The following is a 24707-nucleotide window of genomic DNA, read 5'->3' on the forward strand; positions in this document are numbered from 1 at the left end:
TCATGACTGACACCGAGAAACAGACCGGTTCCACTTCGATCGAACTCTTGTCCTTCCGCGTCGGCGGCCAGGATTACTCCGTGGACATCATGTCCGTTCGAGAAATTCGCGGTTCTGCGAAAGCCACGTCCCTGCCACATGCGCCCTTTTTCGTCAAAGGCGTTATCAACCTGCGCGGCACGGTGCTTCCAATTATCGACCTTTCGGCGCGACTTGGTCTTCAGAGCGGCGAAGACACGGAGCGCAACGTGATCATCGTTGTTGACCTTGGCGAACGCACAGCAGGTCTGATGGTCGATGCTGTATCCGACATCCTCGCCATTCCCTCGGAAGAAATGCAACCCCCGCCGGATCTCGCTGCCGACGAGGCGAAAACTTTTGTGTCTGCTTTGACTATCGTTGATAGCCGCATGATCCGCATTCTGGACCTCGAGGCCGTCATGCCCCCGCAGGGCGAGGAGGTCGCTTGAGCGAACTGTCTCCCATTCAAGGCCGACCACAAATGGCCAGCGCGATCTCTGATCGCGCCTTTTCGCGCATCGCAGCGATAGCGGCACGTGAAGCCGGGATCGTTCTGTCTGCATCAAAAGTTTCTATGGTCAAATCTCGTCTCACGCGTCGCCTGCGTGCACTCAAAATGTCCAGTTTTGACGACTACCTCGATTTCCTTGAAGCCTCGGGAGACCGAACAGAAATGAACAATTTCATTTCTGCTCTGACAACGAATGTGTCCCATTTCTTTAGAGAAAATCACCACTTTGAATATTTGGAGAGCTCGATTCTTCCCCGATTGAAACAAAAGCTGGCGAGCGGCGGAAAAGTTAGGATTTGGTCTGCTGGGTGTTCAAACGGTCAGGAACCGTATTCGATCGCGATGACGCTTTTGCGGGCGGCCCCCGATCTGGCCCAAAAAGACCTCAAGATTCTGGCGACGGACATTGACCCCGAAGTTATTACCCGTGCCAAAAGCGGGCAATATGTCGGTTCTTTGACAACGGGCCTCACGGACCCGACAATTGCGAGTTTTTTCAAGAAAAGCCTCCTTGATGGAGAGCAGGCCCTGACGGTTAATCCGAACGTCAGAAACATGGTCTCTTTCCGCCAACTCAACCTTCACGCCGATTGGCCGATGAAGGGCAAGTTTGACGTCATTTTCTGTCGAAATGTCGTCATCTATTTCGATGAGGAAACTCAAATTCGTTTGTATCGACGCTACGCCAACATCCTGGAACCAGGAGGCTGGCTGATGCTCGGACATTCCGAGCGTCTCAACGAGAGCGTCATACCACTTTTCGAAAGCACGGGCGTAACAACCTACAAAACAAAAGAAACTATCGCGTCACCCGCACCGGTTGGTGCGCATGAAAGTAAAGGACCAGTCTGATGGCACTTAGAGATCAACTCCGTGTCATGGTCGTTGATGATATGTCCACGAGCCGTGGGCTCATCACGAACGCTTTGGATTCGTATGGCATCAGAAATGTCGCCAGTGCAGCAGATGGACCGTCGGCACTTCAAAAACTGGCGGCCTATCCCGTGCACCTCGTGATCTCGGATTACAACATGCCGGGCATGGACGGTCTGCAGCTTTTGCACGCTCTGCGTTCCAATGGCGCCACACGTGGTATCGGGTTTCTGTTGATCACCGGACGAGCGGACCGCGAAATTATCGATATGGGCAAACGCCTGGGCATGAACAACTTTCTTAAAAAGCCCTTTGACCCAGCTGGGCTGCGCGGGGCAATCGAAGCAATTGTGGGCAAACTCTAATGAAAGCCTTCGCTGAACACTCCCCGCAAGAAAGCGGCACAAATGCGCCTGCTGTCATTTCTCTTGGGACTCTCAACAAACGTATCCAAGATGAAATGGTGGCACTTGTTATTCTCGCGGCTGAGGTTCAGATCGCTTTGGGACCGACTTTGGCAGAGGCGAAGTCGCTCTCTCCGGCGGTTCAGCGCAGTCTGCAAGCGATTGACCGGCTACATCAAACGATCGACGATCTGCAACGTGTGATGGGACATCTGGCGAAGCAATCCGAAGCCGCCACGGTCCAAATCGCCCCCTTGAGCGAAGTCATTCGCCTTCGACATCTGGCGCACAAACTGTTCGACAATATCGATGCGCCTTTCGCTTTGTCCGAGGACGACTCTGGCGAGATTGCTTGGTTCTGAACCGTTCCCCCCGCACGACCCCATCAGTATGAAAGATGAGACACACATGTTCATTCGTTGGTCCGGTCTGGAGGTCAAGAACGTGAGCGATCTTTCGAAATTTTCATACCAGATTTGACGAAGAAATTGAGATCCAGAACGCGGAAGGCTTCTTGCGCGCCCCTATCCCAAGTCGCCTTCGTCGCTCTGTCTCTGCTGCCTTCCCCGCTCCGAGCCCAATCCGTCACGACCGGATCTTTGCAGGTGCAGAACAAGGCCGCGAGCGAGATCTCCTCGCCCAAACCCATTCCAAAATTCATATATTAATCCATATAAAACATACCCTTATCAACGACCCCTCACACACTTTCATGTGAATTCTCGTAAACTCGGCGTGAAAATTCAGGGAAAAACCCCGAGAATGCTGCGCTGCGTCAATGCGTCGCGCTTGAGACTCGGGGCCAAGAGGCGTAGCCCCCAAGCCGCACAAACTCATGGTCGGCGTGCCGGTGACCAACGCAAAGAGTCGCCGGATCTGCCGGACAAAAACAAAGGCACGCACATTGCTTAGACTCAGGACCCTCCTGCTGGCCCTCGCCGGCGCTATTGCGCTGTCCGGGTGTCAGTACCATGTACTTTCGCCTCAGGGTTGGGTTGGCGATCAACAGCGCAATCTGTTGATCATCTCGACCCTGCTCATGCTCATCGTCATCATCCCCGTGCTGGTCATGTCGGTATATTTCCCGCTGAAATACCGTGCTGACCGCGAGGATACCTCCGATTACGATCCGACCTTCGAACATTCCAACAAGATCGAAGTCGCGATCTGGGGTGTGCCGATCCTGATCATCGTCGCGCTCGGCTGGTTCACCTATGTGTACACGCACCGTCTCGACCCCTATCGCCCGCTTGATCACCTCGAGGCAGGCGATCCGATCGAGGTGCAGGCCGTATCGCTCGACTGGAAATGGCTGTTCATCTACCCGGAATTCGGTGTGGCCTCCGTCAACGAGTTGGCGATCCCTGCAGGCCGTCCGGTGAATTTCTCGCTGACGTCGTCCACCGTGATGAACACGCTGTCGATCCCGGCGCTTGGCGGCATGGTCTATTCCATGACCGGCATGGAGACGAAACTGCACCTGATCGCGGATGAGACCGGCACCTTCCCGGGCCGTTCCGCGCATTATTCAGGTCCGGGGTTCTCGCACATGACCTTCGACACGCTGTCGATGACGGACGAGGATTTCAACGCTTGGGTTGCAGAAATCAAAGCCGACGGCCCCACGCTGGACCGCGCAAGCTACCTCGAACTTGAGAAGCCGACCATCGACGAGCCCGTGCACAGCTACGCCTCTGTCGAAGAAGGCCTGTTCCGCCGGATCGTCGAAATGTGCGTCGAAGACGGCAAGGTCTGCATGGGCCACATGATGATGCAGGACGAAATGGGCGGCGGTGGCCTTGAGGGCATTCCGCACGCGGAGGCCTATAGCTACGACCGCGCCCGCACCATCGACGGCTTCGGCAATCTCATTGATTTGCCCGAAGTTGAAGTGAAGGCCTTCCACGAAGCCTTCTGGAATGACCCCGACGCAATCTGTCGCCCGGATTTCGTTTTCGCGGAGAAGAAAAGCAATGGCTAACGCACAACCGGCGGAAACATTCTCGCCTATCTTCGGACGTCTGACGTTCGAGTGGATTCCGATCCACGAACCCATCCTCGTCGCGACTTTCGCGGGCGTCGCCCTGGGCGGCCTCGCGGTCCTCGCGCTGATGACCTACTTCAAACTCTGGGGCCCGTTGTGGCGCGACTGGATCGTCTCTGTCGACCACAAGAAAATCGGCATCATGTATATGGTGCTGGGCTTTGTCATGATGATCCGCGGCTTTGCCGACGCGCTGATGATGCGCGCCCAACAGGCGATGGCCGCCGGCGGATCAGAGGGCTGGTTGCCCCCGCACCACTATGACCAGGTGTTCACCGCCCACGGCGTGATCATGATCTTCTTTGTGGCGATGCCTTTCGTCACCGGCATCATGAACTACGTCATGCCGATGCAGATCGGCGCGCGCGATGTGGCCTTCCCGTTCCTGAACAACTTCTCCTTCTGGATGACGGTGTCGGGCGCGCTTTTGGTCAACATCTCGCTCTTTATCGGTGAATTCGCACGCGTGGGTTGGTTGGCCTTCCCGCCCTTGTCGGGATCGAGTTATTCGACCGGGCCAGGGATGGATTACTACCTCTGGGCGCTGCAGATCGCGGGTGTCGGTACCACGCTGTCAGGGATCAACCTGATCGCCACGGTGCTCAAGATGCGCGCACCTGGCATGAAGCTCATGGACATGCCGATCTTCACCTGGACCGCGCTGATCACCAACGTGCTGATCGTCGCCGCTTTCCCGGTGCTGACCGCAACTCTGGCGCTTCTGACGCTTGACCGCTACGCAGATTTCCATTTCTTCACCAATGACTTCGGTGGGAATGCGATGATGTACATCAACCTGATCTGGATCTGGGGTCACCCGGAGGTCTACATCCTGATCATCCCCTGTTTTGGTGTCTTCTCGGAAATCGTCTCGACCTTCTCGCGCAAGCCGATCTTTGGCTACAAGACGATGGTTTGGGCCACAGCCTGTATCATGGTTCTGTCGTTCGTCGTGTGGTTGCACCACTTCTTCACCATGGGTTCCGGCGCAAGCGTCAACACCTTCTTCGGCATCACAACGATGATCATCGCCGTGCCGACGGGTGTGAAGATCTTCAACTGGCTCTTCACCATGTACAAAGGCAGCGTGCGTCTCGAAGTTCCGATGCTCTGGACCATTGGCTTCCTCGTCACCTTCACCATCGGTGGGATGACGGGCGTGCTTCTGGCCGTGCCGCCGGTCGACTTCCAGCTCCACAACACGCTCTTCCTGATCGCGCACTTCCATAACGTGATCATTGGCGGCGTGGTCTTCGCGGTCTACGCGGCGGTGAGCTATTGGTGGCCGAAAGCCTTCGGCTTCCAGATGTCCGACAAATGGGGCAAGCGCAGCTTCTGGTTCTGGTTCATCGGATTCTATGTCGCCTTCATGCCGCTCTACGCACTGGGTCTCATGGGCGTCACACGCCGCATGAACTCCTATGTCGACGCCGGATGGCAGCCCTACTTCATCATCGCAGCCTGTGGCGCCGTGCTGATCCTCTTGGGCATCGCCTGTACTTTCATGAACTTCTACGTCTCGATCCGGGACCGGAAGAAGAACCTTGTGGGTGGCGATCCGTGGGATGCACGGACGCTCGAATGGGCCACTCAGTCCCCGCCCGCCCCTTACAACTTCCCCTTCGATCTGGAAGTGAAAGGCCGCGAAGCGTTCTGGACCATGAAACAGCAAGGCTTCAAATGGCCGACTGAGAACTACAAGCCGATCCACATGCCGAAAGGCACGGCGACCGGTGTGGTGCTCTCTGCGATCGCGATGATCTTTGGTTTTGCCATGGTCTGGTACATCTGGTGGCTCGCCATCCTGAGCTTTGCCGCAATGGTCGGCATCGGGATCGCGCATACCTTCAACTACAAGCGCGACTACTACATCCCCGTCGATGAAGTCGCTGCAACCGAAGCAAAAGGAGCCGCCGTATGAGCCACTCCCAAACCGCAAGCGTGCGCGTCGCCGACCACGAGGTGCACCACGCAAGCCCCACGCCCATCGGGTTCTGGATTTACCTGATGAGCGACTGCATCATCTTCGGTGCGCTTTTCGCGACCTATGCCGTCTTGGGCGGCGGGTTCGCGGGCGGGCCGGGGCCGAAGGATTTGTTCGAGCCTGGGTTCGTCGCCATCGAGACGGCTTTGCTGCTGTTCTCCTCGATCACTTTCGGCCTCGCCATGCTGCAAGCCGACAAGGGCAAACGCGACGGCACGATGATGTGGCTGGTGATCACCGGCCTTCTGGGCGCGGGCTTTATCGCGATGGAACTTTATGAGTTCCGCCACCTGATCCACATCGGCGCAGGTCCGGATCGCTCGGCCTTCCTGTCGTCGTTCTTCGCACTCGTGGGCACCCACGGTCTGCACGTGACAGGCGGTATCATCTGGCTCGTGACGCTTCTGACGCAGATCAAGGCGCACGGGTTGACCACCGCGAACATGCGTCGCCTCGGCACGCTGTCGATGTTCTGGCACTTCCTCGATCTGATCTGGATCGGCGTGTTTTCCTTTGTCTATCTCGTGAGGTTGATCTGATGTCTGCTGATACACATACGCACCACGACGATCACGCCAGCCACGGCCACGGCACCATGGGTCAACTGATGATCGGTTTCGCGCTGGCCGCGATCCTGACCATCATCCCCTTCTACCTCGTCATGGCCGAGGTAGAGATGAGCCGCACCGCTCTGGTCGGCATCATCATGGGTCTCGGCGCCGTTCAGATCATCGTGCATCTGGTGTTCTTCTTGCACCTGAGCACGAAATCCGAAGAGGGCAGCACTTTCATGTCGACCATGTTGGCGGTGATCATTCTCGTCATCGTTCTGGCGGGCTCTCTGTGGGTCATGCACAATATGAACGAGAACATGATGCCCGAGCATGAAATGGATCAGATGATCGAAGAGATGCAGAGCCTTCAGTCCCAACAGGGCTGATCTCTCCTCTCAGCGCACACCAAACGCCGGGGCCCACGTGGCCCCGGTTTGCCATCAAGGAACCCGATATGCGCCCTGCCCGTTTTTTCTCTGTCAAACTGATCGTCGCCACCCTGATCGCCGCCATCGGCCTCGTCGGCTTCACAAGCCTCGGCATCTGGCAGGTCAAACGCCTGTCGTGGAAACTCGACCTGATCGAGCGGGTCGACACGCGCTTGGCCGCCGATCCCGTCTCGGCCCCCGGCCCCTCCGAGTGGCCCGCGATCACGGCGGAGAAAGACGAATATGCCCGCGTCACCTTGACCGGCAGTTTTCTCAATGACGACGAAGTTCTGATCTACACGCCCTCAGATTTCGGCCCCGGCTATTGGGTGCTGACCCCGCTCGAGCGCCCGGATGGTACCATTGTCATGGTCAACCGCGGCGTCGTCCCGCAAGAGCGCGGCCTCTCGGGGGACTTCACCCGCATCATCGGCGAGACAACTCTCACCGGCCTCTTGCGCCTCTCGGAAGACAAAGGCTGGCTGTTCTCGCGCGACAACGACCCCGAAGGCGGTAACTGGTATCGCCGCGATATCGCCTCGATCACCGAGGCCAAGGGCTATGCGCAAGCCGCGCCGTATTTCGTAGACCAAGACTTGACCGACCCACGCGGCTGGCCGCGTGGCGGCAAAACCGTGGTGAGTTTCCGCAACTCCCATCTGAGCTACGCGCTGACATGGTTCGCGTTGGCCGCGGTCATGGTGATTGGCTACGTCCTCGTGCTGCGGCTTCACTTTCGCCGCAACGACTGACGCGACCATCACACAAACGAACCGGCACGAAGCCGGTTCTTTTATCCATCAAAAATATTTATAAACAATATTTTGCGACCACAAACTCAGGCAACCAAATGCCCGGTCAGGGCTCGAGTGCCTGAAGCAAATGCTCAATCTGGTCGAGCAGTTTCTCGATATTCTGGGCGCCGATCTTGTCTTCGATTTCCGCATAAATCTGCGCGCTTTGCGGCGCCAGCTCACGAATGAAACTGCGGCCCTCCTCCGTCAGCCCCACCAACATGCGCCGCCCGTCCGCCTCATCGCGATGCGCCTGAAGAAAGCCGCGCGCCTCCAGCGTGCGCATGATCCGAGTCAGTGAGGGTGCGAGGATACAGGCCTTGTTCGCCAGAAAACTCGCGTCCGTCTCCCCGGCCTCTTCGAGCACGCGCATCACGCGCCACTGCTGTTCGGTGACCTCATTGGCGGCCAGCATGGGGCGGAACCGCTCCATCACAACTTCGCGTGCGCGCAACAGTGCTATGGGAAGCGTTCGGTGCGTGCGCGCCAAGCCAAAACCATCTTTATGCGTATCGGGTTGCGTCTCTGGATGTTTTTGGGGCGCCATCAGGTCTTGTTCTCCTTTTTTGTCATTTTCCATCGAAGATTGTGGGCGGGTTGACAAGCAGAATTACATTTAACATGTTAAGCAACAAGTAAGGGAGAGAGAATCGTGCCGCATTTAGCGATTGAATATTCGGCGGGCCTGGAGGCGCGTGCTGATATTAAAGGCGTTTGTGAAAAAGCCTATGAGGCCATGCTCACCGCCGGAATTTTTCCGAAAGCCGGGATTCGTGTCCGCGCGCACAAGGCCGATGTGGCCATCGTGGGCGATGCTTTGCCGGAAAACGACTTTGCCGCAATGACCCTGTCGGTGGGCGCCGGTCGCTCGACCGAAGCGCTCAAAGAAGCTGGCGACATGATCTTTGCCGCCGTGCAGGAGGCGCTGAAAGGCCCGCTCTCCACCCCTCATTTCGCCCTCTCGCTCGAAATCCGGGAAATCAACCCGGAACTGAGCTGGAAAGACACCCCCATTCACGCCCGCCTATCGGGCAAAAGCTGAAGGAAAGACGATGAGCGCTCTCGAAGAGAACCTATCCAAAGCCAAGGCCTATATGGCTAAATTCGCCGAAACCGGCGTCATGAACCACATCGGCGGCGAAAGCGTGCCCGCCAAATCCGGCAAGGTCTTCGAGACCACCTCGCCGGTCGATGGCAAAGTGCTTGCTTCTGTTGCCAAGGGTGACGAAAGCGACATCGACGCCGCCGTCGCCGCCGCAAAAGAAGCCTTCAAAACCTGGTCCAAAATGCCGGGCAAAGAGCGCAAGGCCATTCTCATCAAAGTTGCCGAAGGTATCGAGGCCCGCGCCGAAGAGATCGCCTTCACCGAGTGCATGGACACCGGCCAGGCGCTGCGCTTTATGTCCAAAGCCGCGATCCGTGGTGCCGCCAACTTCCGCTTCTTCGCGGATCAGGCCCCGACCGCAGAAGACGGTCTGGCACTGCGCAACCCGAACCAGATGAACGTGACCTCGCGTCGCCCGATCGGCCCGATCGGCGTGATCACCCCGTGGAACACGCCCTTCATGCTGTCGACCTGGAAAATCGCGCCCGCTCTGGCCGCCGGTTGTACCGTTGTGCACAAGCCCGCCGAATTCTCGCCGATGACCGCAAAACTTCTGGTTGAAATCGCCGAAGAAGCCGGTCTGCCGAAAGGTGTTCTGAACCTCGTCAACGGATTCGGCGAAGACGCCGGCAAAGCCCTGACCGAGCACAAAGACATCAAAGCGATTGCCTTTGTGGGCGAAAGCCGCACCGGCTCGCTGATCATGAAACAGGGCGCAGACACTCTGAAGCGCTTCCACCTTGAGCTGGGCGGTAAAAACCCGGTCATCGTCTTCGACGACGCTGACATGGAACGCGCGGTCGATGCCGCCGCCTTCATGATCTACTCGCTGAACGGTGAGCGCTGCACCTCGTCCTCGCGCGTGCTCGTGCAGGAGAACATCTACGAAGAGTTCACCAACAAACTCGCCGATGTCGCCAGCCGCATCAAGGTCGGTCACCCGCTCGACCCGGAAACCGTGGTCGGCCCGCTGATCCACCCGGAACACGAGACCAAGGTTCTGTCCTACTTCGACAAAGCCAAAGCCTCCGGTGCGACCATCGCTGCTGGTGGTGAAAAAGTCGGCGAAGAAGGCTGCTTCGTGCGCCCGACGCTCTTCACCAACGCCTCCAACGACATGGACATCGCCCAAGAAGAGATCTTTGGCCCGGTTCTGACCGCCATCCCGTTCAAGGATGACGAAGAGGCGCTGAAACTCGCCAATGACGTGCAATACGGTCTGGCCGCCTACCTGTGGACCAACGACCTGAACCGCGCCATGTACATGACCGACAACCTCGAAGCCGGCATGATGTGGGTGAACTCGGAAAACGTCCGTCACCTGCCCTCGCCGTTCGGCGGCGTCAAAGCCTCCGGCATCGGCCGTGACGGTGGCGACTGGTCGTTCGACTTCTACATGGAGACCGTCAACGTCTCCTTCCCGCGTCAATACCACAAGGTGCCGAAACTCGGCGGCTGACGCGTCCGAAACCAAACATGGGGAGGTGGCTTAGCGCTGCCTCCCCCACCAAAACGACAATCGCACAAAAAGAAGAGAGTGAGAGACATGCCCATCCCGGCCCCAAATCTCTATCCCCCGTTCAACATCATCCGCCTGAGCCACGTTGTGTTCGGCGTCAAAGACGTTGCCGCGTCTCGTAAATTCTACGTCGACATCCTCGGCCTTCAGGTCACGGATGAGACGGCAGACACCGTCTACATGCGCGCCCTCGAAGAGCGCGGCCACCACTGCATGGTGCTGCAGAAATCCGACGTCAGCGAAGTGAAATCCCTGTCCTTCAAAGTCTTCTCCGAAGAAGAGCTGGACAAGGCAGAAGCGTTCTTCAAATCCAAAGGCCACGCGACCGAGTGGGTCGAGCGTCCCTATCAAGGCCGCACACTGGCGACCGTCGACAACTACGGCATGCCGATTGAATTCTATTTCAAAATGGACCGCCTGTCGCCGATCCACCAGAAGTACGAGCTCTACAAAGGCGTGAAGCCGCTGCGCATCGACCACTTCAACTGCTACTCGCCCTCCGTGGACGAAAGCGTTGCTTTCTATAACGAACTTGGCTTCCGCGTCACCGAGTACACCGAGGACGAAGAGAGCGGCAAGCTTTGGGCCGCTTGGACCCACCGCAAGGGCGGCGTGCATGACATTGCCTTCACCAACGGTCTGGGCCCGCGCCTGCACCACACCGCGTTCTGGGTGCCGACACCTTTGAACATCATCGATCTGTGCGACCTGATGGCCACCACCGGTTACGTGACCAACATCGAGCGCGGTCCGGGCCGTCACGGCATCTCCAATGCCTTCTTCCTCTACATTCTGGACCCCGATGGGCACCGGATCGAGATCTATTGCTCCGACTACCAGACGGTCGACCCGGATCTCGAAGCGATCAAATGGGACCTCAAAGACCCGCAGCGTCAGACGCTTTGGGGCGCGCCCGCACCGCGCAGCTGGTTCGAGCATGGCTCCACCTTCAAAGGCATCGAGCCGCAGGAAAGCACGCTCGCGGCTTCCCCGATCATCGCTCCGTAAGCGACATCACACCTCCGGGACAGGCGCCTCCGTGCCTGTCCCTTCCCTACAAGACCTGTTTTCGAGGACATCCCCATGCTCAAAGACCCGACACTGATGAAAGAGGCCGCCCTCGTAGGCGCCGAGTGGATCGCCGCTGGCGACGACGGGATCAAAGTGACCAATCCGGCCACGGGCGAGGTGATCGGTCGCGTGCCGCGTCTGGGCGCGAAAGAGACCGAAGCCGCCATTGCCGCCGCAGAAGTTGCACAAAAGGACTGGGCTGCCAAAACCGCGAAAGAGCGCGCCACCGTGCTGCGCCGCTGGTACGATCTTATGGTGGAAAACGCCGACGATCTGGCGGAAATCCTGACCCTCGAACAGGGCAAACCTTTGGCAGAGGCCAAGGGCGAAATCCTTTATGGCGCCTCCTTCATCGAATGGTTCGCCGAAGAAGCCCGCCGCGTCTACGGCGACGTCATTCCGGGCCATGCCGCAGACAAGCGCATCGTGGTCATCAAACAGCCCATCGGCGTTGTCGCCGCGATCACGCCGTGGAACTTCCCCAACGCGATGATCACCCGCAAAGCGGGCCCGGCACTGGCCGCGGGCTGCTCCATCGTGTTGAAACCCGCCGGTCAAACGCCGTTCTCCGCCATCGCTCTGGCGGTTCTGGCGGAACGTGCCGGCCTGCCCTCCGGTCTCTTCTCTGTGCTCACCGGCTCCGCGCGTGAGATCGGCGGCGTGATGACCAGCTCGGATGTGGTGCGTAAGCTAACCTTCACCGGCTCGACCGAAGTCGGTGTCGAACTGATGCGCCAATGCGCGCCGACCGTGAAAAAGCTCGCGCTCGAATTGGGCGGCAACGCGCCGTTTATCGTGTTCGAAGACGCCGATCTCGACGCGGCGGTCGAAGGCGCGATCATCTCCAAATTCCGCAACAACGGCCAGACCTGCGTCTGCGCCAACCGCATCTATGTGCAATCTGCCGTCTATGACGCCTTTGCCGACAAACTCGGCAAGCGCCTGTCGACGCTGAAAGTCGGCGATGGCATGGACGCGGACACCGTGTTCGGCCCGCTCATTGACGACAACGCCGTCGCCAAGGTGCAGGAACATATCGCGGATGCCACCGGCAAGGGCGCCACCGTCGTGCAGGGCGGCAAGCCGCACGCTCTGGGTGGTCTGTTCTTCGAACCGACCGTGATCAAGGGCGTGACCCAGGACATGGCGGTCGCGACCGAAGAAACCTTTGGCCCAGTCGCGCCTTTGTTCAAATTCGACAAGGACGCCGATGTCGTGGCGATGTCCAACGACACCGAATTCGGCCTCGCCTCCTACTTCTACACCCGCGATCTCGCACGCGCGTGGAAGGTCGGCGAACAGCTCGAATACGGCATGGTCGGCATCAACACCGGTCTCATCTCTACTGCCGAAGCCCCCTTCGGCGGGATCAAATCCTCGGGTCTGGGCCGCGAAGGCTCCAAATACGGCATCGAGGAATTCGTTGAAATCAAATATCTCTGCTTCGGCGGGATCGTCTGAGGAGGACGCCCTATGAAACCCATTCCAGCCCGCATTGCCGCCTTTCACGCCAATGGCGCCGACCGTTATGGTGTTGTGACCGACGATGGCATCATCGACATGACGCCTGAATACGGCAGCCGTTTCGCCACGCTGCAAGACGTGGTCGAGGCCGGTGCGCTCGAAGAGGTGCTTGCATCCTCTGAAGGCCGCGCTCCGACCTACCGCGAAGAAGATGTCACCTACCTCATCCCGATCGCGAAACCGGAAAAGCTGATCTGTATCGGCGTGAACTTCCCGGATCGTAACGCGGAATACAAAGACGGCACCACGGACGCGAAATCCTACCCGTCGATGTTCATCCGCTTCCCGCGCTCCTTCACCGGCCACAACGGCAACATGGTGCGCCCGCCGGAGAGCGAGCAGCTCGATTACGAAGGCGAGGTCACCATCGTGATCGGCAAAAGCGGTCGCCGCATCGCGAAAGAAGACGCCTACGATCACATCGCTGCGCTGACGCTCTGTAACGAAGGCACGATCCGCGACTGGGTCCGCCACGCGAAATTCAACGTGACTCAAGGCAAGAACTGGGACAGCACCGGTTCCATCGGTCCGTGGCTCGTCCCCTTCCGCTCCGCTGATCAGCTCGACGATATCGAACTGACCACTCGCGTGAACGGCGAAGTGCGCCAGAACGACCGCACCTCGCGCATGATGTATGACTTCCGCTACATCGTTAATTATGTCTCCACCTACTGCACGCTGGTGCCGGGTGACGTTATCGTTTGCGGCACGCCGACGGGGGCTGGCGCGCGCTTTGATCCGCCGATCTGGCTCAAGCCGGGCGACGTGGTCGAAGTTGAAGCCGAAGGCATCGGCATCCTGCGCAACGGTGTGGAGGACGAGTGATGCTCGCCCAATCCGACATTGATGCGGCAGCCTCCGCCCTGCTCACCGCAGAAGAGACGCGCGAACAGATCGGGCTTTTGTCGCTGCAGCACCCGGAGATCACGCTGGACGACGCCTATGCGATCCAATCTGCGCAAATGGCGCAGAAACTGGCGCAGGGCCGCGAGATCATCGGCTGGAAAATCGGCCTGACCTCGAAGGTTATGCAGGACGCTCTGGGGATTTCCACCCCCGACAGCGGCGTGATCTATGACGATATGGATTTCGCGGATGGCTGCACTGTGCCTGCCACCCGCTTTATCCAGCCGCGCATCGAAGCCGAGATCGCTTTTGTCATGAAAGCCCCGCTTGAGGGCAAGGTCACGCGCGAGGACGTTTTGGCGGCCACCGATTTCGTGGCCCCCGCCATCGAGATCCTCGACACCCGCATCTTGCGCGCTGACCCTCAGACCGGCAAGACGCGCGTCATCTTTGACACCGTGTCGGACAATGCCGCCAACGGGGGCATCGTTTTGGGGCCGCAGAAACACGCGCCCGAGGCCTTCGATTTGCGCTGGGTAGGTGCGATCCTGACCAAAAACGACGAAGTGGTCGCCACCGGTCTAGGCGCGGCTGTGCTCAACGATCCGGTGATGGGCATCGTCTGGCTGTCCGAGCGTATGGGCCAATACGGCCAGCGCATCGAGGCGGGTCAGGTTGTCCTCGCGGGCTCCTTCATCGCGCCGATCGAATGCCCCTCGGGGACCAAGATCGAGGCCGATTACGGCCCCTTCGGCACCGTGTCCGTCAATTTCGAATAAGGGAGGACCACATGCCTGCATCGAAAAACACCTTCAAAGCCCGTCTCAAGGCGGGTGACGTTCAGATTGGCCTCTGGCTCGGCTTGGGCGATCCCTCGGCGACCGAACTGGCCGCTGGGATCGGCTTTGACTGGCTCTTGATCGACGGCGAACACGGGCCCAACGGTCTGCGCGATGTGCTCGCGCAATTGCGCGGCGCCGGGGACAAAAGCCAGGTTGTCGTGCGCACCCGCGACGACAACCGCGCCGAGATCAAACAGATGCTCGACATCGGCGCGCAGACCCTACTCGTGCCAATGATTGAAAGCGGCGATCAGGCCGCCGAGGTCGTCCGCTCGATGAAATACCCGCCGCAAGGTGTGCGTGGCGTCGGCGCGGCTTTGGCGCGCGCGTCGGAGTACAACGGCATTCCCGACTACCTGCAAACCGCCAATGACGAGGTCTGCGTCCTCGTTCAGGTCGAAAGCATGGCAGGTGTCGAAGCGCTCGACGCGATTCTCGCGATCGAAGGCATCGATGGCGTCTTTGTCGGCCCCGCCGATCTGGCCGCTGACATGGGCTATCTCGGCAAACCCGGCGCGCCCGAGGTGCAGGCCGTGGTGGTCGAGACCCTCAAACGCATCAAAGCAGCAGGCAAGGCAGCGGGCATTCTGACGTCCGATCAACCACTTGCGCAATCCTATCGCGAGCTGGGCGTGGAATTCCTCGCCGTTGGTTCCGATGTCGGTGTGCTGCGCGCCGGGTTGACCGGGCTCAAAGCCAAGTTTTCCTGACGTCAATGTGACCTCTGTGGGGCGTGCGATGCTTGCTTGCCCTACAATTAACATGTTAACTTAACGCTTGATAACTTAACTGGGAGAGGCCTGTGTTTCGATGCTCCGGAGGCCGCGAAACACCAAGATCAGCGCCGATCCCCGTGACTTCACATCTGGGAGGATCAGAATGAATATCACCAAACGTGTCTTTCTCGCCGGTACGGCTCTCGCCGCGACGTTGAGCGCCATGCCCGCTTTCGCGGAAACCGAGCTCGTGCTTTCCAGCTGGCTGCCGCCGCGCCACCCGCTGGTCGTCGGCGCGATCAAGCCCTGGGCCGAGAAGGTCGAAGAAGTGACTGAAGGCCGCGTCACCATCCGCGTGCTGGCCAAGCCGCTGGGCGCCCCGCCCGCGCATTTCGATATGGCCCGCGATGGCGTCGCCGACATCACCTACGGTCTGCACAGCTTCACCAGCGACGACCGCTTCCTGCGCTCCCGCGTCGGTCAGTTCTCCTTCCTTGGCGACGATGCGGTGACCACCTCAACCAACTTCTGGAACGTCTACACGCAAGACCTCGACGCCGCCGGTGAACACGAAGGCACCCATGTTTTGGGTCTCTTTACCCACGGTCCGGGCGTGCTTTTGTCCAAAGACCGCAACTTTGCAGCACCCGATGATTTCGGTGGCTTCAAAGTCCGCACCCCCGGCGGCTACCCGGCCGATCTGATGAACGGCGTCGGCGCCACCACGCTGTTCATGTCCTCAGGCGAAGTTTACGAAAAACTGACCCGTGGCGTGATCGACGGGCTTTGCATGGCGATGGACTCCGTACGCGCCTTCAAACTCGACAAACACATCACCGATGTGATGACGGTGCCGGGCGGCCTCTACAACACGTCCTGGTTCCTCGTGATGAACGAAGGCAAATGGGACAGCATCTCTGCCGAAGACCAAGAGGCGATCATGTCCGTCTCCGGTGCCGCCTTCTCCGAACTGGCGGGCAACGCCTGGGACGAAGCCGACGCCACCGGCTATGAGGCCACCACCGAGGCAGGCATCAATGTCTACCCGGCGGATGAGGCCGTCTTGGCACAAATCCAATCCGTGGCAACTCCGCTCGAAGAGGCCTGGGTCGCTGCCGTGACCGAGCAAGGCTTTGACGGCGCCGCCGCTTTGGCCGCCATGCAGACTGCAAAGCCTGCGCAATGAGCTCTCTCGATAGCCTCAATTCGAAGCCCCTCCGGGGGCTTCGTTTCTTCGTGGAACGCGTGCTTCCGGCCTTTGCCGCCGCTCTCATCCTGATGATGGTGGCGGTGACGGTCCTCGACGTGGTCGGACGCTATGTCTTTGACCGTCCCCTGCCCGGCGCGTTCGAACTGACGCAAATCCTTCTGGCCGATCTGGTGCTGACTGCCCTGCCCTTGACCACGCTCAAAGGCGCGCATGTGGAGGTCGATCTTTTGAGCCAGGTTTGGTCCAACAACACCCAGCGTCTCGCCGGACGCTTTGGCGGCACGATGATGGCCGTGGTGTTTTTCATCCTGAGCTGGACCGTCGCCTCGCATGGGCTTGGCCTGATGGAAGAAGGTGCGCGGACCAACGATCTCGCCCTGCCCGTCTGGCCCGTGGCGGCGCTTGCGGCGCTGACCTATCTGCTCAGCGGCATGGTCGCGCTCATTCCAGAACATATGCGTCAGGAGGTCTGACATGCTAGAACCGTTGATCGCCACCATCATCTTGCTGGGGCTCGCGGTGTTCCGCGTGCCGATCGCCATCGCCATGATCGTGGTCGGCACCGTTGGCTTTGCGCTGTTGCGCGGTGTGCCCGTCTCCCTGACCATGCTGTCGACCACTGCGTTCGACACGGTGTTCTCCTATTCTCTGTCGGTGATCCCGCTGTTCATTTTCATGGGCAACCTCTTGGCCCATTCGGGCGTGGCCTCAGGCCTCTTCTCTGCCACCCAGCGCCTTGTGCGCCGTCTGCCGGGCGGTTTGGCCATGGCGGCTGTGCTGTCCTGTGGCGGGTTCTCTGCGGTCTCCGGGTCGTCTCTTGCGACCGCCGCGACCATGTCGAAAGTCGCCATGCCGTCGCTGCGCCGGTTCGGCTATTCCGACAGCCTCTCCGCCGGTGCCATCGCCGCAGGCGGCACGCTCGGCATTCTCATTCCGCCCTCGGTGATCCTGATCATCTACGGCATCCTCACGGAAAGCGACATCGGGCTGTTGTTCCTCGCGGGCATCATCCCCGGTCTTTTGGGCCTTTTGGGCTATGTTCTTGCCGTCTGGGCCGCTGTTCTGGTCAACCCGAAACTGGCGCCGAAGGACTATGAGCTCGATGACCATCCGGTTGAGGGCCTTTACGGCGTGATCCTCTCCGTCGCGCTCTTTGCCTTCATCATGATCGGCATCTATGGCGGGTTCTTCACCCCCATTGAGGCCGCAGGCATGGGCGCGGGCATGGCACTTTTGATGGTGGTCGTCACCGGCCACGCCAAATTCGCCGAAGTCTGGCAATCGCTGATGGAAACCGCAATTAGCACCGCGATGATCTTTCTCGTCATCATTGGCGCCGAGGTGTTTTCCAACTACATCAATCTCGCCGGTCTGCCGGATGAGCTGGCCTCTTTCGTCGAGGGTCTCGACGTCAACGCCTGGGTCGTCATGGCGATGATCATCGTGATCTACCTGATCCTCGGCACCGTGCTTGAGAGCCTGTCGATGATCCTCTTGACCGTGCCGATCTTTTATCCGCTGATGTATCAACTCGATTTCGGTCTCGATATTCTCTACGACCCGGAATACGCGCTGATCTGGTTCGGCATCATCGTGGTCGTGGTGACCGAAGTATCACTGATCACGCCGCCCGTCGGCATGAACGTATTTGTGCTCAAGGCGACACTCCCGGACCTGCCGCTTAAGACGATCTTCAAAGGCATCCTGCCCTTCTGGATCTCTGACATCCTGCGCCTGTTGATCCTGATTGCCTTCCCGGCCATCTCGCTCTGGCTGGTCGCCTACTGACGACGACAAAACAACCTTCCCTCCCGGAAAACACATCCAACTTGATTTGGATCAAGGAATTCGGGAGGGCCTTCGCTCCATATGCTTAACATGTTCACTATAATTGGGAGGATACCATGGGTGAAATCGTAATGGCCGCTAAGGTCACGCACGTTCCGACGATGGTCATGTCCGAACTGGACGGTCCGCTGAAGGGTGTGCGTCAATCCGCCATCGACGGGCATCGCGAATTGGGCCGCCGCGCCCGCGAAGCTGGCGCCGACACGTTTGTCGTGCTCGACACGCACTGGCTCGTCAACGCCGCCTATCACATCAACGCCAACCATCATTTCGAAGGCATGTTCACCTCGCATGAATTCCCGCAATTCATCAAGGACATGCCCTACACCTATGAAGGCAATGCCGCGCTTGGCGATCTGATCGCCGAAACCGCGCGCAACAATGATGTCTACACGCTGAGCCACCAGGTCGACAGTCTCGATCTCGAATACGGCACCCTCGTACCGATGCGCTACATGAACATGGATCACGACGAGTCCCTCAAGGTCGTCTCCGTCGCTGCCATGTGCACCGTGCACTCGCTCGCCCAATCCCGTCGCCTCGGCGCCTCGATTGCCGAAGCGATCAAGAAATCCGACAGCAAAGTCGCGCTCATCGCCTCCGGTTCGCTCAGCCACCAAATCTGGCCGAACGACATCTATGCGGAGAACAACGGCACCTTCACCATTTCGTCGAAATTCAACGAAGTGGTCGACCGCCGCGTTTTGGAACTCTGGCAGAACGGTGAGCACGAACTCTTCCTCGAAATGCTGCCCGACTACGCGAAATATTGCGACGGTGAAGGCGACATGCATGACACCATCATGCTCTACGGCGCACTTGGCTGGGACCAATATAAAGGCAAGGCCGAGGTCGTCACCGACTACTTCCCCTCTTCGGGCACCGGTCAGGTCAACGTCTTCTTCCCGCTCTGATCCGGGATCACATCATAAAAAAAGCGCCCCGGTTTTTCCGGGGCGTTTTTTTTCGGAGAGCTTGAGGTTAGGACAGTGGCACCACGTCCAATTTCAAAAACTCTTTCGGCGTCTGGCCAAAGGCCTGCCGGAAACAGCGGTTGAAATAAGACAGGTCTGAAAATCCCGCCTCATAGGCAATCGAGGCAATCAGATCGTCGCGCCGTCCGGCCTTGCGATCTTCAAGCCCGCGCCGGGTGTGCTCCAGCCGTTTGAGCATGAGATATTTCGTCGGCGTCGTGCCGATGGAGGCAAAGCCCCGCTGGATCTGACGCACGGACATGCACAGATCGTCGGCCATATGTTGCACCGACATATCGGGATTCCGGTAATGCGTATCGATATAGGCCTGCGCCGCAGTGAGCGCATGCGAACTGCCAAGATCGGCTTCGATCCCCGCGAAATCCTCGCGCCCCGAGCGTTCATGCAACATTGCGCCCAACAGCCCCATCACTGCTTCACGCAGGTAATGGCTGGTCGAATTGTTGGCCTCGGTCGTGCTGAACACTTTCGCCAACACGCCATAAAGCGCCATGTTCGTGGGATCGTGTCGCGGCAGGCTCAGCCCGCCCCGCAACAGATCATAGCCGAATCGCGAATGCAGTTCCGCGCGCGGCAGGTGCAGCGATAGCTGGCGGTTGAAATGACCGAAAAAGGTGAATTCCGACGGCGCCGCGCTGTCGATCAGCACCATGTCCCCCGGCGACATCATCACCGAGACATCGGCCTGACTCATCAGCGCCTTGCCCTCTTCCTGAACGATCAGAAAATAGTGCTCGCCGCTTTCCTGTTTCACGGATTTCTGTGTGCGCACAACCTGTTGCACGTCCATCGCCATCCGCGCCATCTCGATGCCGGCCCGGTGTTCCAGCAGGGCGCCACCGCGCATATTGGTGCGCTCCTTGCCCGGACGCACGTCGAACTGCCCGCAGACAGAGCGCAAATCCGCGACAAAAGCGTCGACCGAAGTCTCGGGATATTTCACAGGGGGCAACATGGAATGACAATGCCGCGCGCCCTTCTAATTTACAAGTTAATTAATGCGTCAATGCGACAATTCACTGTCGCACACAGCAAGGTTTCATGTCGCCAGAGTCCAAGACCAAACGCGCGTGTCGCAGCATTGTTACAGGTGAAATATGGGAGGAGAGACTATGCTGGAACTCGGCATGACCATCGACGGACAAAGCGTCCTCGGTTCCAAAACCTTTGATGTATTCAACCCCGCGACGGGTGAGTTGGTTGGCCGCGCGCCCAATGCGACGGTGGACGATTTGAACCGTGCCGTTGCTGCCGCGAAAGCCGCCTTTCCTGCATGGGCTGCGCTGCCGGATGCGGAACGTCAGGCGCTCTGCGCCGGTCTCGTGAAAGCGATCGAGGCCAATGCCGACGAGATCGCCCACACGCTGACGCTTGAACAGGGCAAGCCCTTGAACGGCATGGGCTCGCGCTTTGAGCTGGGCGGCGCAATGGCTTGGGCCGGTCACACCGCAAGCCTTGAGCTGCCGGTGAAAGTGCTTCAGGACAACAACGAAGGCCGCGTCGAACTGCACCGCAAAGCCATTGGGGTCGTAGGTTCCATCACGCCATGGAACTGGCCAGTGATGATCGCGATCTGGCACATCGTGCCAGCGCTGCGCGCGGGCAACACCGTGGTGATCAAACCCTCCCCCTTCACGCCGCTCTCCACGCTTCAGGTCGTCGCCGCCATGGCCGCGACGCTTCCGGCGGGCGTTCTGAACGTGGTGACCTCCGACGACACGCTCGACAACATCGGTGCCGCAATGTCGTCCCACCCGGACATTGGCAAGATCGTCTTCACCGGCTCCTGTGCCACCGGCGCGCGCGTGATGAAATCCGCCGCCGACACAATGAAACGCCTGACGCTCGAGCTCGGGGGCAATGACGCGGGCATCGTCCTGCCGGATTGCGACCCCGAAGAGATCGCCGAAAAGCTGTTCTGGGGCGCCTTCATCAACAACGGGCAAACCTGCGCCGCGATGAAACGCCTTTACGTCCATGACGACATCCACGACGCCGTCTGTGACGCCCTCGTCGCCTATGCCCGCTCGGTCAAGATGGGCAACGGTCTCGATGAGGCCAGCGTTCTGGGCCCGGTCGCCAACAAAATGCAATTCGATAAGGTCAGCGAGCTGGTCGCCGATGCGGTCCAGAGCGGCAATGTCCTTTTGGGCGGCGCCCCGGACGAGGGCCTGTTCTTCCCGATCACGCTGATCTCCGATCTGCCGGACGACGCGCCGCTCATTCACGAAGAACAATTCGGCCCCGCCCTGCCGATCATCCGTTTCACCGACGTTGAAGAGGCGATCAAAGCCGCCAACGCCAGCGAAAACGGTCTCGGCGGTTCGATCTGGTCGAAAGACATCGAGAAAGCCAAGGCGCTGGCGCTGCGGCTCGAATGCGGGACAGCGTGGATCAACAGCCACGGCGGTCTCAACCCGGTTGCCCCCTTCGGCGGCGCCAAAATGTCCGGGATCGGTCGGGAGTTCGGCGAAGAGGGTCTCTTCGAGAACACCGAAATCCAGGTCCTTCATATCTAAGGGAAAAATCATGTCTCAGGAATTCGATTACATCGTCGTCGGCGGTGGGTCTTCGGGCTGTGTCATGGCCTCCCGCCTCTCGGAAGACAGCAGCAAACGCGTCCTTCTGATCGAGAGCGGCCATCGCGACAGCCACCCCTATATCCACATCCCGTCGACCTTCTTCAAAGTCATCGAAAAAGGCCGCGACATCGTCCCCTATGTGGGAGAACGCGACGAGGGCGTGAACGGGCGTGAATCCGTTGTGCTTCAAGGCCATGTCATCGGCGGCGGCTCGTCGGTGAACGCGATGATCTACATTCGCGGCCATGCCAACGACTACAACCAATGGGCGCAGCTCGGCAACAAAGGCTGGTCCTATGAGGACGTGCTTCCCGCGTTTCGCGATGTTGAGAACAACATGGTCTTCTCCGATGGCTTCCACGGCACGGACGGCGAATTGCGCGTCTCCGAGGCGCCGAACAAACACCCGCTGTCGCGCGCCTTCATCCGTGCGGGCCAGGAGGTCGGTCTGCCCTACAACCCCGACTTCAACGGCGCCGAGCAAGAGGGCGTGGGCTTTTACCAATCCACCACACACAATGGTCGCCGCTGGTCCTCCGCGCAGGCCTTCCTGCGCAAGGCGGAAAAGCGCAAGAACCTGACGATCATGACGCAGACCCGCGTCGGCAAGATCCTGTTCGAAGGCAAACGCGCCACTGGCGTCGAGCTGGAAGACGGGCGCAAAATGACCGCGAAGGGCGAGATCATCCTCTGCGCCGGCGCCATCGAGACCCCGCGTCTGATGCAGCTGTCGGGCGTCGGTCCGGCGGAACATCTGCGCGAACACGGCATCAAGGTCGTGGCCGATCTGCCGGGTGTCGGTTCGAACTATCAGGACCACATGGAAAGCACCGTGCAGGGCGAAACCTATGAGCCGATCTCGCTCTACCGCGAGGACAAAGGTCTCAAGGCCGTGCGTCACATGCTGCGCTATCTCCTGACCAACACCGGACTTGTGGCCTCCAACGTGGTGGAATGCGGCGGTTTTGCCGACGTCTCCGGCGCGGGCCAGCCCGATGTGCAATTCCACTGCATCCCCTTCATGGCGGGCTGGGTCGACCGCGCGCCGATCGAAGCCCACGGCTTCCAGATCGCGCCCTGTTTCCTGCGTCCGAAATCGCGCGGCTCTATCCGTCTGCGCTCGTCGAACCCGAAAGACAAGGCGCTCTTCGATGCCGCGACCTTCCGCGACAATGACGATCTCGAGGTGCTGACCCGCGGTGTGCTCAAGGCCATCGACATCATGAACGCGCCCGCGATGCAGAAATTCATCAAACGTCGCGCCCTGCCCGAAGAGGGCCTGGAAAACGACATGGACGCGCTGCGCGACTACGTGCGCCAGACCTGCAAAACCGTGTTCCACCCCAGCGGCACCGCCAAGATGGGTGTGGAAAGCGACAAGATGTCGGTCGTCGATAACGAGTTGCGCGTGCGCGGTCTCGAAGGGCTGCGTGTGGCGGATGCGTCCGTCATGCCGACGCTCGTGTCCGGCAACACCAATGCTCCGGTGATCATGATCGCAGAACGCTGTTCGCGTTTCATCACCGGCAAAGAGAGTGTTGCGGTCGCATAAGGCCGCAACGAATTTCAGGGAGGAAAAACCATGTTGAAGACACTCAAAACCACGGGCACCGCGATGGGCCTGATCTTTGCAGCCGGTGCGGCCTTTGCCGCCCCGAACTGTGGCGCCAACACCGGCGAGGCCGCCACAGGCACGCCGATCAAAGTGGGCGGCATCCACGGCAACGCGGCCCCGGGCGATTTCTCGTCCTCGACCGCCGCGGCAGAAGCCTATTTCGACTGTGTGAACGCCAATGGCGGGATCAACGGTCGCCCGATTGAGTATCTGGTCGAAAACGACCAGTGGAACCCGGAACTGGCGTCGCAAGCGGCCTCCAAACTGGTGGTCGACGAAGACGTCGTAGCGCTCGTCGGCAACGGTTCCTTCGTGGAAATGTCGGTGAACTCAGGCTTTTACAAAGACCAAAACGTCATGACCATGGCCGCCGCCTGCGCCGCGTCCGAATGTTTCGAAAGCTCGAACATTGTCTCGACGAACCAAGGTCCGCTTCCGTCGTCCATCGGCGCGGCGATGTATATGGTCGAGGAAAAAGGCGCACAAAACGTGTCTTGTATCGCGCTCACCATCCCGAACTCCGGTCCGTGGTCTTGTGGCGCTGCCGTCGAATACATGGAATCCAAAGGCTTGTCGGGCACCGGCGTCTACCTCAATCCGGCCTCGCCTGACGTGAACTCGGGCCTCTTGGAAGCCATTGCCTCCGGCGCCGACACGATCATCGTCAACCTGCCCGCCGGTCTCGGCATCGCTGTGCTCAAAGCCGCCGAGGAACAGGGTCTGGGCGACGCCTACCAATGGGCCTCTTCCACCCCGCTCTATGACCGCGATGTGCCGGCCGCTCTGGGCGACTATTGGGATGGCAAACTCTTCGTGAGCGCCGAGATGACGCCGTGGGACAAAGGCGGCGAGGATGCCACCAACTGGCTCGCCGTGATGGACGCTTACGGCGAAGAGAAAGACCCGCGCGACAGCTTCAGCCAGGCGGGCTTCCTGTCGGCCAAGATCTTTGTCGACACGCTTCTGGGCATGGACCCCGCCGATCTCGACGACCGTGCGAAGGTGACGGACGCCATCACTGCGATCAGCGGCTATGAGAGCGATCTGGTCTGTGGGCCGTTCTACGTGGGCGAGGCCGACCGTCACATGCCAAACCATGCTGGCACGATGGTTGTCGTGAAAGACGGCGGCTTTGAAACCGTGCGCGACTGTTTCGAATATGACAGCCCGTATTTCGCGCCGATCTTCGAACAGGAAGTGGCGCTCGGCCTGCGCTGACCT

General features: G+C 59.5%; 25 protein-coding genes. 23 read left to right on the forward strand and 2 right to left on the reverse strand.

The genetic code is table 11. The features are described from left to right. Positions 1 to 2: 2 nt before the first annotated feature. From J5Y17_RS07405 to J5Y17_RS07445, 9 genes are all read left to right on the forward strand, one after another. On the forward strand, positions 3 to 470 hold the full coding sequence (locus tag J5Y17_RS07405) for a chemotaxis protein CheW (protein ID WP_219784603.1): 468 nt from the start codon (positions 3 to 5) through the stop codon (positions 468 to 470). Continuing rightward, positions 467 to 1384, forward strand: a complete 918-nt coding sequence (locus J5Y17_RS07410) for a protein-glutamate O-methyltransferase CheR (RefSeq protein WP_255571953.1) — start codon at positions 467 to 469, stop codon at positions 1382 to 1384. Before J5Y17_RS07405 ends, J5Y17_RS07410 begins: the two co-directional genes overlap by 4 nt. Continuing rightward, a complete protein-coding gene (locus tag J5Y17_RS07415) occupies positions 1384 to 1770 on the forward strand; it encodes a response regulator (RefSeq protein ID WP_219784604.1) in 387 nt (128 codons plus the stop codon). The genes J5Y17_RS07410 and J5Y17_RS07415 overlap by 1 nt, the downstream gene beginning before the upstream one ends. Before the next feature lie 98 nt (positions 1771 to 1868). Beyond that, a complete protein-coding gene (locus J5Y17_RS07420) occupies positions 1869 to 2171 on the forward strand; it encodes a hypothetical protein (protein ID WP_219784605.1) in 303 nt (100 codons plus the stop codon). A gap of 542 nt (positions 2172 to 2713) precedes the next feature. Beyond that, positions 2714 to 3790, forward strand: coding sequence for a ubiquinol oxidase subunit II (gene cyoA / locus J5Y17_RS07425; RefSeq protein ID WP_255571954.1), 1077 nt, complete (start codon positions 2714 to 2716; stop codon positions 3788 to 3790). After that, positions 3783 to 5774: a cytochrome o ubiquinol oxidase subunit I gene (gene cyoB, locus J5Y17_RS07430; RefSeq protein ID WP_219784607.1), complete on the forward strand. Its 1992-nt coding sequence runs from the start codon at positions 3783 to 3785 to the stop codon at positions 5772 to 5774. The genes cyoA and cyoB overlap by 8 nt, the downstream gene beginning before the upstream one ends. Beyond that, complete coding sequence (gene cyoC / locus J5Y17_RS07435; protein WP_219784608.1) at positions 5771 to 6376, forward strand: cytochrome o ubiquinol oxidase subunit III; 606 nt, start codon at positions 5771 to 5773, stop codon at positions 6374 to 6376. The genes cyoB and cyoC overlap by 4 nt, the downstream gene beginning before the upstream one ends. Continuing rightward, positions 6376 to 6777 (forward strand): cytochrome o ubiquinol oxidase subunit IV, encoded by a 402-nt coding sequence (cyoD, locus tag J5Y17_RS07440; protein ID WP_219784609.1) that lies wholly within the window; start codon positions 6376 to 6378, stop codon positions 6775 to 6777. The genes cyoC and cyoD overlap by 1 nt, the downstream gene beginning before the upstream one ends. Positions 6778 to 6845: 68 nt before the next feature. Beyond that, a complete protein-coding gene (locus J5Y17_RS07445; protein WP_219784610.1) occupies positions 6846 to 7571 on the forward strand; it encodes an SURF1 family protein in 726 nt (241 codons plus the stop codon). A gap of 106 nt (positions 7572 to 7677) precedes the next feature. On the opposite strand, the gene hpaR is transcribed toward J5Y17_RS07445, so the two are convergent. After that, the gene (gene hpaR / locus J5Y17_RS07450; RefSeq protein ID WP_219784611.1) at positions 7678 to 8160 is read right to left on the reverse strand and encodes a homoprotocatechuate degradation operon regulator HpaR; all 483 of its coding nucleotides are present in this window, start codon (positions 8158 to 8160) and stop codon (positions 7678 to 7680) included. 105 nt (positions 8161 to 8265) lie between these two features. Between hpaR and J5Y17_RS07455 the strand changes: the two genes are divergently transcribed. The 11 genes from J5Y17_RS07455 (at position 8266) to hpaD (J5Y17_RS07505) (ending at position 19208) form a co-directional block, all read left to right on the forward strand. Then, a complete protein-coding gene (locus J5Y17_RS07455) occupies positions 8266 to 8655 on the forward strand; it encodes a 5-carboxymethyl-2-hydroxymuconate Delta-isomerase (RefSeq protein WP_219784612.1) in 390 nt (129 codons plus the stop codon). A 10-nt stretch (positions 8656 to 8665) separates the two neighbouring features. Further along, complete coding sequence (gene hpaE, locus J5Y17_RS07460; protein WP_219784613.1) at positions 8666 to 10177, forward strand: 5-carboxymethyl-2-hydroxymuconate semialdehyde dehydrogenase; 1512 nt, start codon at positions 8666 to 8668, stop codon at positions 10175 to 10177. A gap of 87 nt (positions 10178 to 10264) precedes the next feature. Then, a complete protein-coding gene (gene hpaD, locus J5Y17_RS07465) occupies positions 10265 to 11245 on the forward strand; it encodes a 3,4-dihydroxyphenylacetate 2,3-dioxygenase (protein ID WP_219784614.1) in 981 nt (326 codons plus the stop codon). Between the two features lie 75 nt (positions 11246 to 11320). Next, the gene (locus tag J5Y17_RS07470; RefSeq protein WP_219784615.1) at positions 11321 to 12769 is read left to right on the forward strand and encodes an NAD-dependent succinate-semialdehyde dehydrogenase; all 1449 of its coding nucleotides are present in this window, start codon (positions 11321 to 11323) and stop codon (positions 12767 to 12769) included. Between the two features lie 12 nt (positions 12770 to 12781). Continuing rightward, positions 12782 to 13657 (forward strand): fumarylacetoacetate hydrolase family protein, encoded by an 876-nt coding sequence (locus J5Y17_RS07475; protein ID WP_219784616.1) that lies wholly within the window; start codon positions 12782 to 12784, stop codon positions 13655 to 13657. After that, positions 13657 to 14457 (forward strand): 2-oxo-hept-4-ene-1,7-dioate hydratase, encoded by an 801-nt coding sequence (gene hpaH / locus J5Y17_RS07480; protein ID WP_219784617.1) that lies wholly within the window; start codon positions 13657 to 13659, stop codon positions 14455 to 14457. Before J5Y17_RS07475 ends, hpaH begins: the two co-directional genes overlap by 1 nt. An 11-nt stretch (positions 14458 to 14468) precedes the next feature. Beyond that, complete coding sequence (locus J5Y17_RS07485; protein WP_219784618.1) at positions 14469 to 15230, forward strand: aldolase/citrate lyase family protein; 762 nt, start codon at positions 14469 to 14471, stop codon at positions 15228 to 15230. 169 nt (positions 15231 to 15399) lie between these two features. After that, positions 15400 to 16422: a TRAP transporter substrate-binding protein gene (locus J5Y17_RS07490; protein WP_219784619.1), complete on the forward strand. Its 1023-nt coding sequence runs from the start codon at positions 15400 to 15402 to the stop codon at positions 16420 to 16422. Then, entirely contained in the window at positions 16419 to 16919 is a 501-nt protein-coding gene (locus tag J5Y17_RS07495) for a TRAP transporter small permease (protein WP_219784620.1), read from the forward strand. The genes J5Y17_RS07490 and J5Y17_RS07495 overlap by 4 nt, the downstream gene beginning before the upstream one ends. A 1-nt stretch (position 16920) precedes the next feature. Beyond that, on the forward strand, positions 16921 to 18234 hold the full coding sequence (locus J5Y17_RS07500; protein ID WP_219784621.1) for a TRAP transporter large permease: 1314 nt from the start codon (positions 16921 to 16923) through the stop codon (positions 18232 to 18234). 116 nt (positions 18235 to 18350) lie between these two features. Beyond that, on the forward strand, positions 18351 to 19208 hold the full coding sequence (hpaD, locus tag J5Y17_RS07505; protein WP_219784622.1) for a 3,4-dihydroxyphenylacetate 2,3-dioxygenase: 858 nt from the start codon (positions 18351 to 18353) through the stop codon (positions 19206 to 19208). A gap of 67 nt (positions 19209 to 19275) precedes the next feature. Here the strand turns inward: hpaD (J5Y17_RS07505) and J5Y17_RS07510 are convergent, their stop codons facing one another. Next, complete coding sequence (locus tag J5Y17_RS07510) at positions 19276 to 20244, reverse strand: helix-turn-helix domain-containing protein (RefSeq protein ID WP_219784623.1); 969 nt, start codon at positions 20242 to 20244, stop codon at positions 19276 to 19278. Between the two features lie 157 nt (positions 20245 to 20401). On the opposite strand from J5Y17_RS07510, the gene J5Y17_RS07515 reads away from it, so the two are divergent. Genes J5Y17_RS07515 through J5Y17_RS07525 form a run of 3 tightly spaced genes read left to right on the forward strand, consistent with a single transcriptional unit; the run spans position 20402 to position 24704 of the window. Then, a complete protein-coding gene (locus J5Y17_RS07515) occupies positions 20402 to 21808 on the forward strand; it encodes an aldehyde dehydrogenase family protein (protein WP_255571955.1) in 1407 nt (468 codons plus the stop codon). Between the two features lie 10 nt (positions 21809 to 21818). Next, the gene (locus tag J5Y17_RS07520; RefSeq protein ID WP_219784624.1) at positions 21819 to 23423 is read left to right on the forward strand and encodes a GMC family oxidoreductase; all 1605 of its coding nucleotides are present in this window, start codon (positions 21819 to 21821) and stop codon (positions 23421 to 23423) included. A 30-nt stretch (positions 23424 to 23453) separates the two neighbouring features. Further along, positions 23454 to 24704, forward strand: coding sequence for an ABC transporter substrate-binding protein (locus J5Y17_RS07525; RefSeq protein ID WP_219784625.1), 1251 nt, complete (start codon positions 23454 to 23456; stop codon positions 24702 to 24704). The last annotated feature ends 3 nt before the right edge of the window (positions 24705 to 24707 follow it).

The organism is Celeribacter sp. PS-C1 (assembly GCF_019429625.1).
GTDB lineage: Bacteria > Pseudomonadota > Alphaproteobacteria > Rhodobacterales > Rhodobacteraceae > Celeribacter.

Excerpts from the sequence above, each read along its gene's own strand:
- hpaE (WP_219784613.1), top strand. The coding sequence starts at position 8,666 with ATGAGCGCTCTCGAAGAGAACCTATCCAAAGCCAAGGCCTATATGGCT.
- J5Y17_RS07475 (WP_219784616.1), top strand. The coding sequence starts at position 12,782 with ATGAAACCCATTCCAGCCCGCATTGCCGCCTTTCACGCCAATGGCGCC.
- J5Y17_RS07510 (WP_219784623.1), bottom strand. The coding sequence starts at position 20,244 with ATGTTGCCCCCTGTGAAATATCCCGAGACTTCGGTCGACGCTTTTGTC.
- J5Y17_RS07485 (WP_219784618.1), top strand. The coding sequence starts at position 14,469 with ATGCCTGCATCGAAAAACACCTTCAAAGCCCGTCTCAAGGCGGGTGAC.
- J5Y17_RS07525 (WP_219784625.1), top strand. The coding sequence starts at position 23,454 with ATGTTGAAGACACTCAAAACCACGGGCACCGCGATGGGCCTGATCTTT.
- J5Y17_RS07490 (WP_219784619.1), top strand. The coding sequence starts at position 15,400 with ATGAATATCACCAAACGTGTCTTTCTCGCCGGTACGGCTCTCGCCGCG.
- J5Y17_RS07470 (WP_219784615.1), top strand. The coding sequence starts at position 11,321 with ATGCTCAAAGACCCGACACTGATGAAAGAGGCCGCCCTCGTAGGCGCC.
- J5Y17_RS07515 (WP_255571955.1), top strand. The coding sequence starts at position 20,402 with ATGCTGGAACTCGGCATGACCATCGACGGACAAAGCGTCCTCGGTTCC.
- cyoD (WP_219784609.1), top strand. The coding sequence starts at position 6,376 with ATGTCTGCTGATACACATACGCACCACGACGATCACGCCAGCCACGGC.
- J5Y17_RS07500 (WP_219784621.1), top strand. The coding sequence starts at position 16,921 with ATGCTAGAACCGTTGATCGCCACCATCATCTTGCTGGGGCTCGCGGTG.
- hpaH (WP_219784617.1), top strand. The coding sequence starts at position 13,657 with ATGCTCGCCCAATCCGACATTGATGCGGCAGCCTCCGCCCTGCTCACC.
- hpaD (WP_219784614.1), top strand. The coding sequence starts at position 10,265 with ATGCCCATCCCGGCCCCAAATCTCTATCCCCCGTTCAACATCATCCGC.
- hpaR (WP_219784611.1), bottom strand. The coding sequence starts at position 8,160 with ATGGCGCCCCAAAAACATCCAGAGACGCAACCCGATACGCATAAAGAT.
- cyoB (WP_219784607.1), top strand. The coding sequence starts at position 3,783 with ATGGCTAACGCACAACCGGCGGAAACATTCTCGCCTATCTTCGGACGT.
- J5Y17_RS07520 (WP_219784624.1), top strand. The coding sequence starts at position 21,819 with ATGTCTCAGGAATTCGATTACATCGTCGTCGGCGGTGGGTCTTCGGGC.
- J5Y17_RS07445 (WP_219784610.1), top strand. The coding sequence starts at position 6,846 with ATGCGCCCTGCCCGTTTTTTCTCTGTCAAACTGATCGTCGCCACCCTG.
- J5Y17_RS07495 (WP_219784620.1), top strand. The coding sequence starts at position 16,419 with ATGAGCTCTCTCGATAGCCTCAATTCGAAGCCCCTCCGGGGGCTTCGT.
- J5Y17_RS07405 (WP_219784603.1), top strand. The coding sequence starts at position 3 with ATGACTGACACCGAGAAACAGACCGGTTCCACTTCGATCGAACTCTTG.
- hpaD (WP_219784622.1), top strand. The coding sequence starts at position 18,351 with ATGGGTGAAATCGTAATGGCCGCTAAGGTCACGCACGTTCCGACGATG.
- J5Y17_RS07415 (WP_219784604.1), top strand. The coding sequence starts at position 1,384 with ATGGCACTTAGAGATCAACTCCGTGTCATGGTCGTTGATGATATGTCC.
- cyoC (WP_219784608.1), top strand. The coding sequence starts at position 5,771 with ATGAGCCACTCCCAAACCGCAAGCGTGCGCGTCGCCGACCACGAGGTG.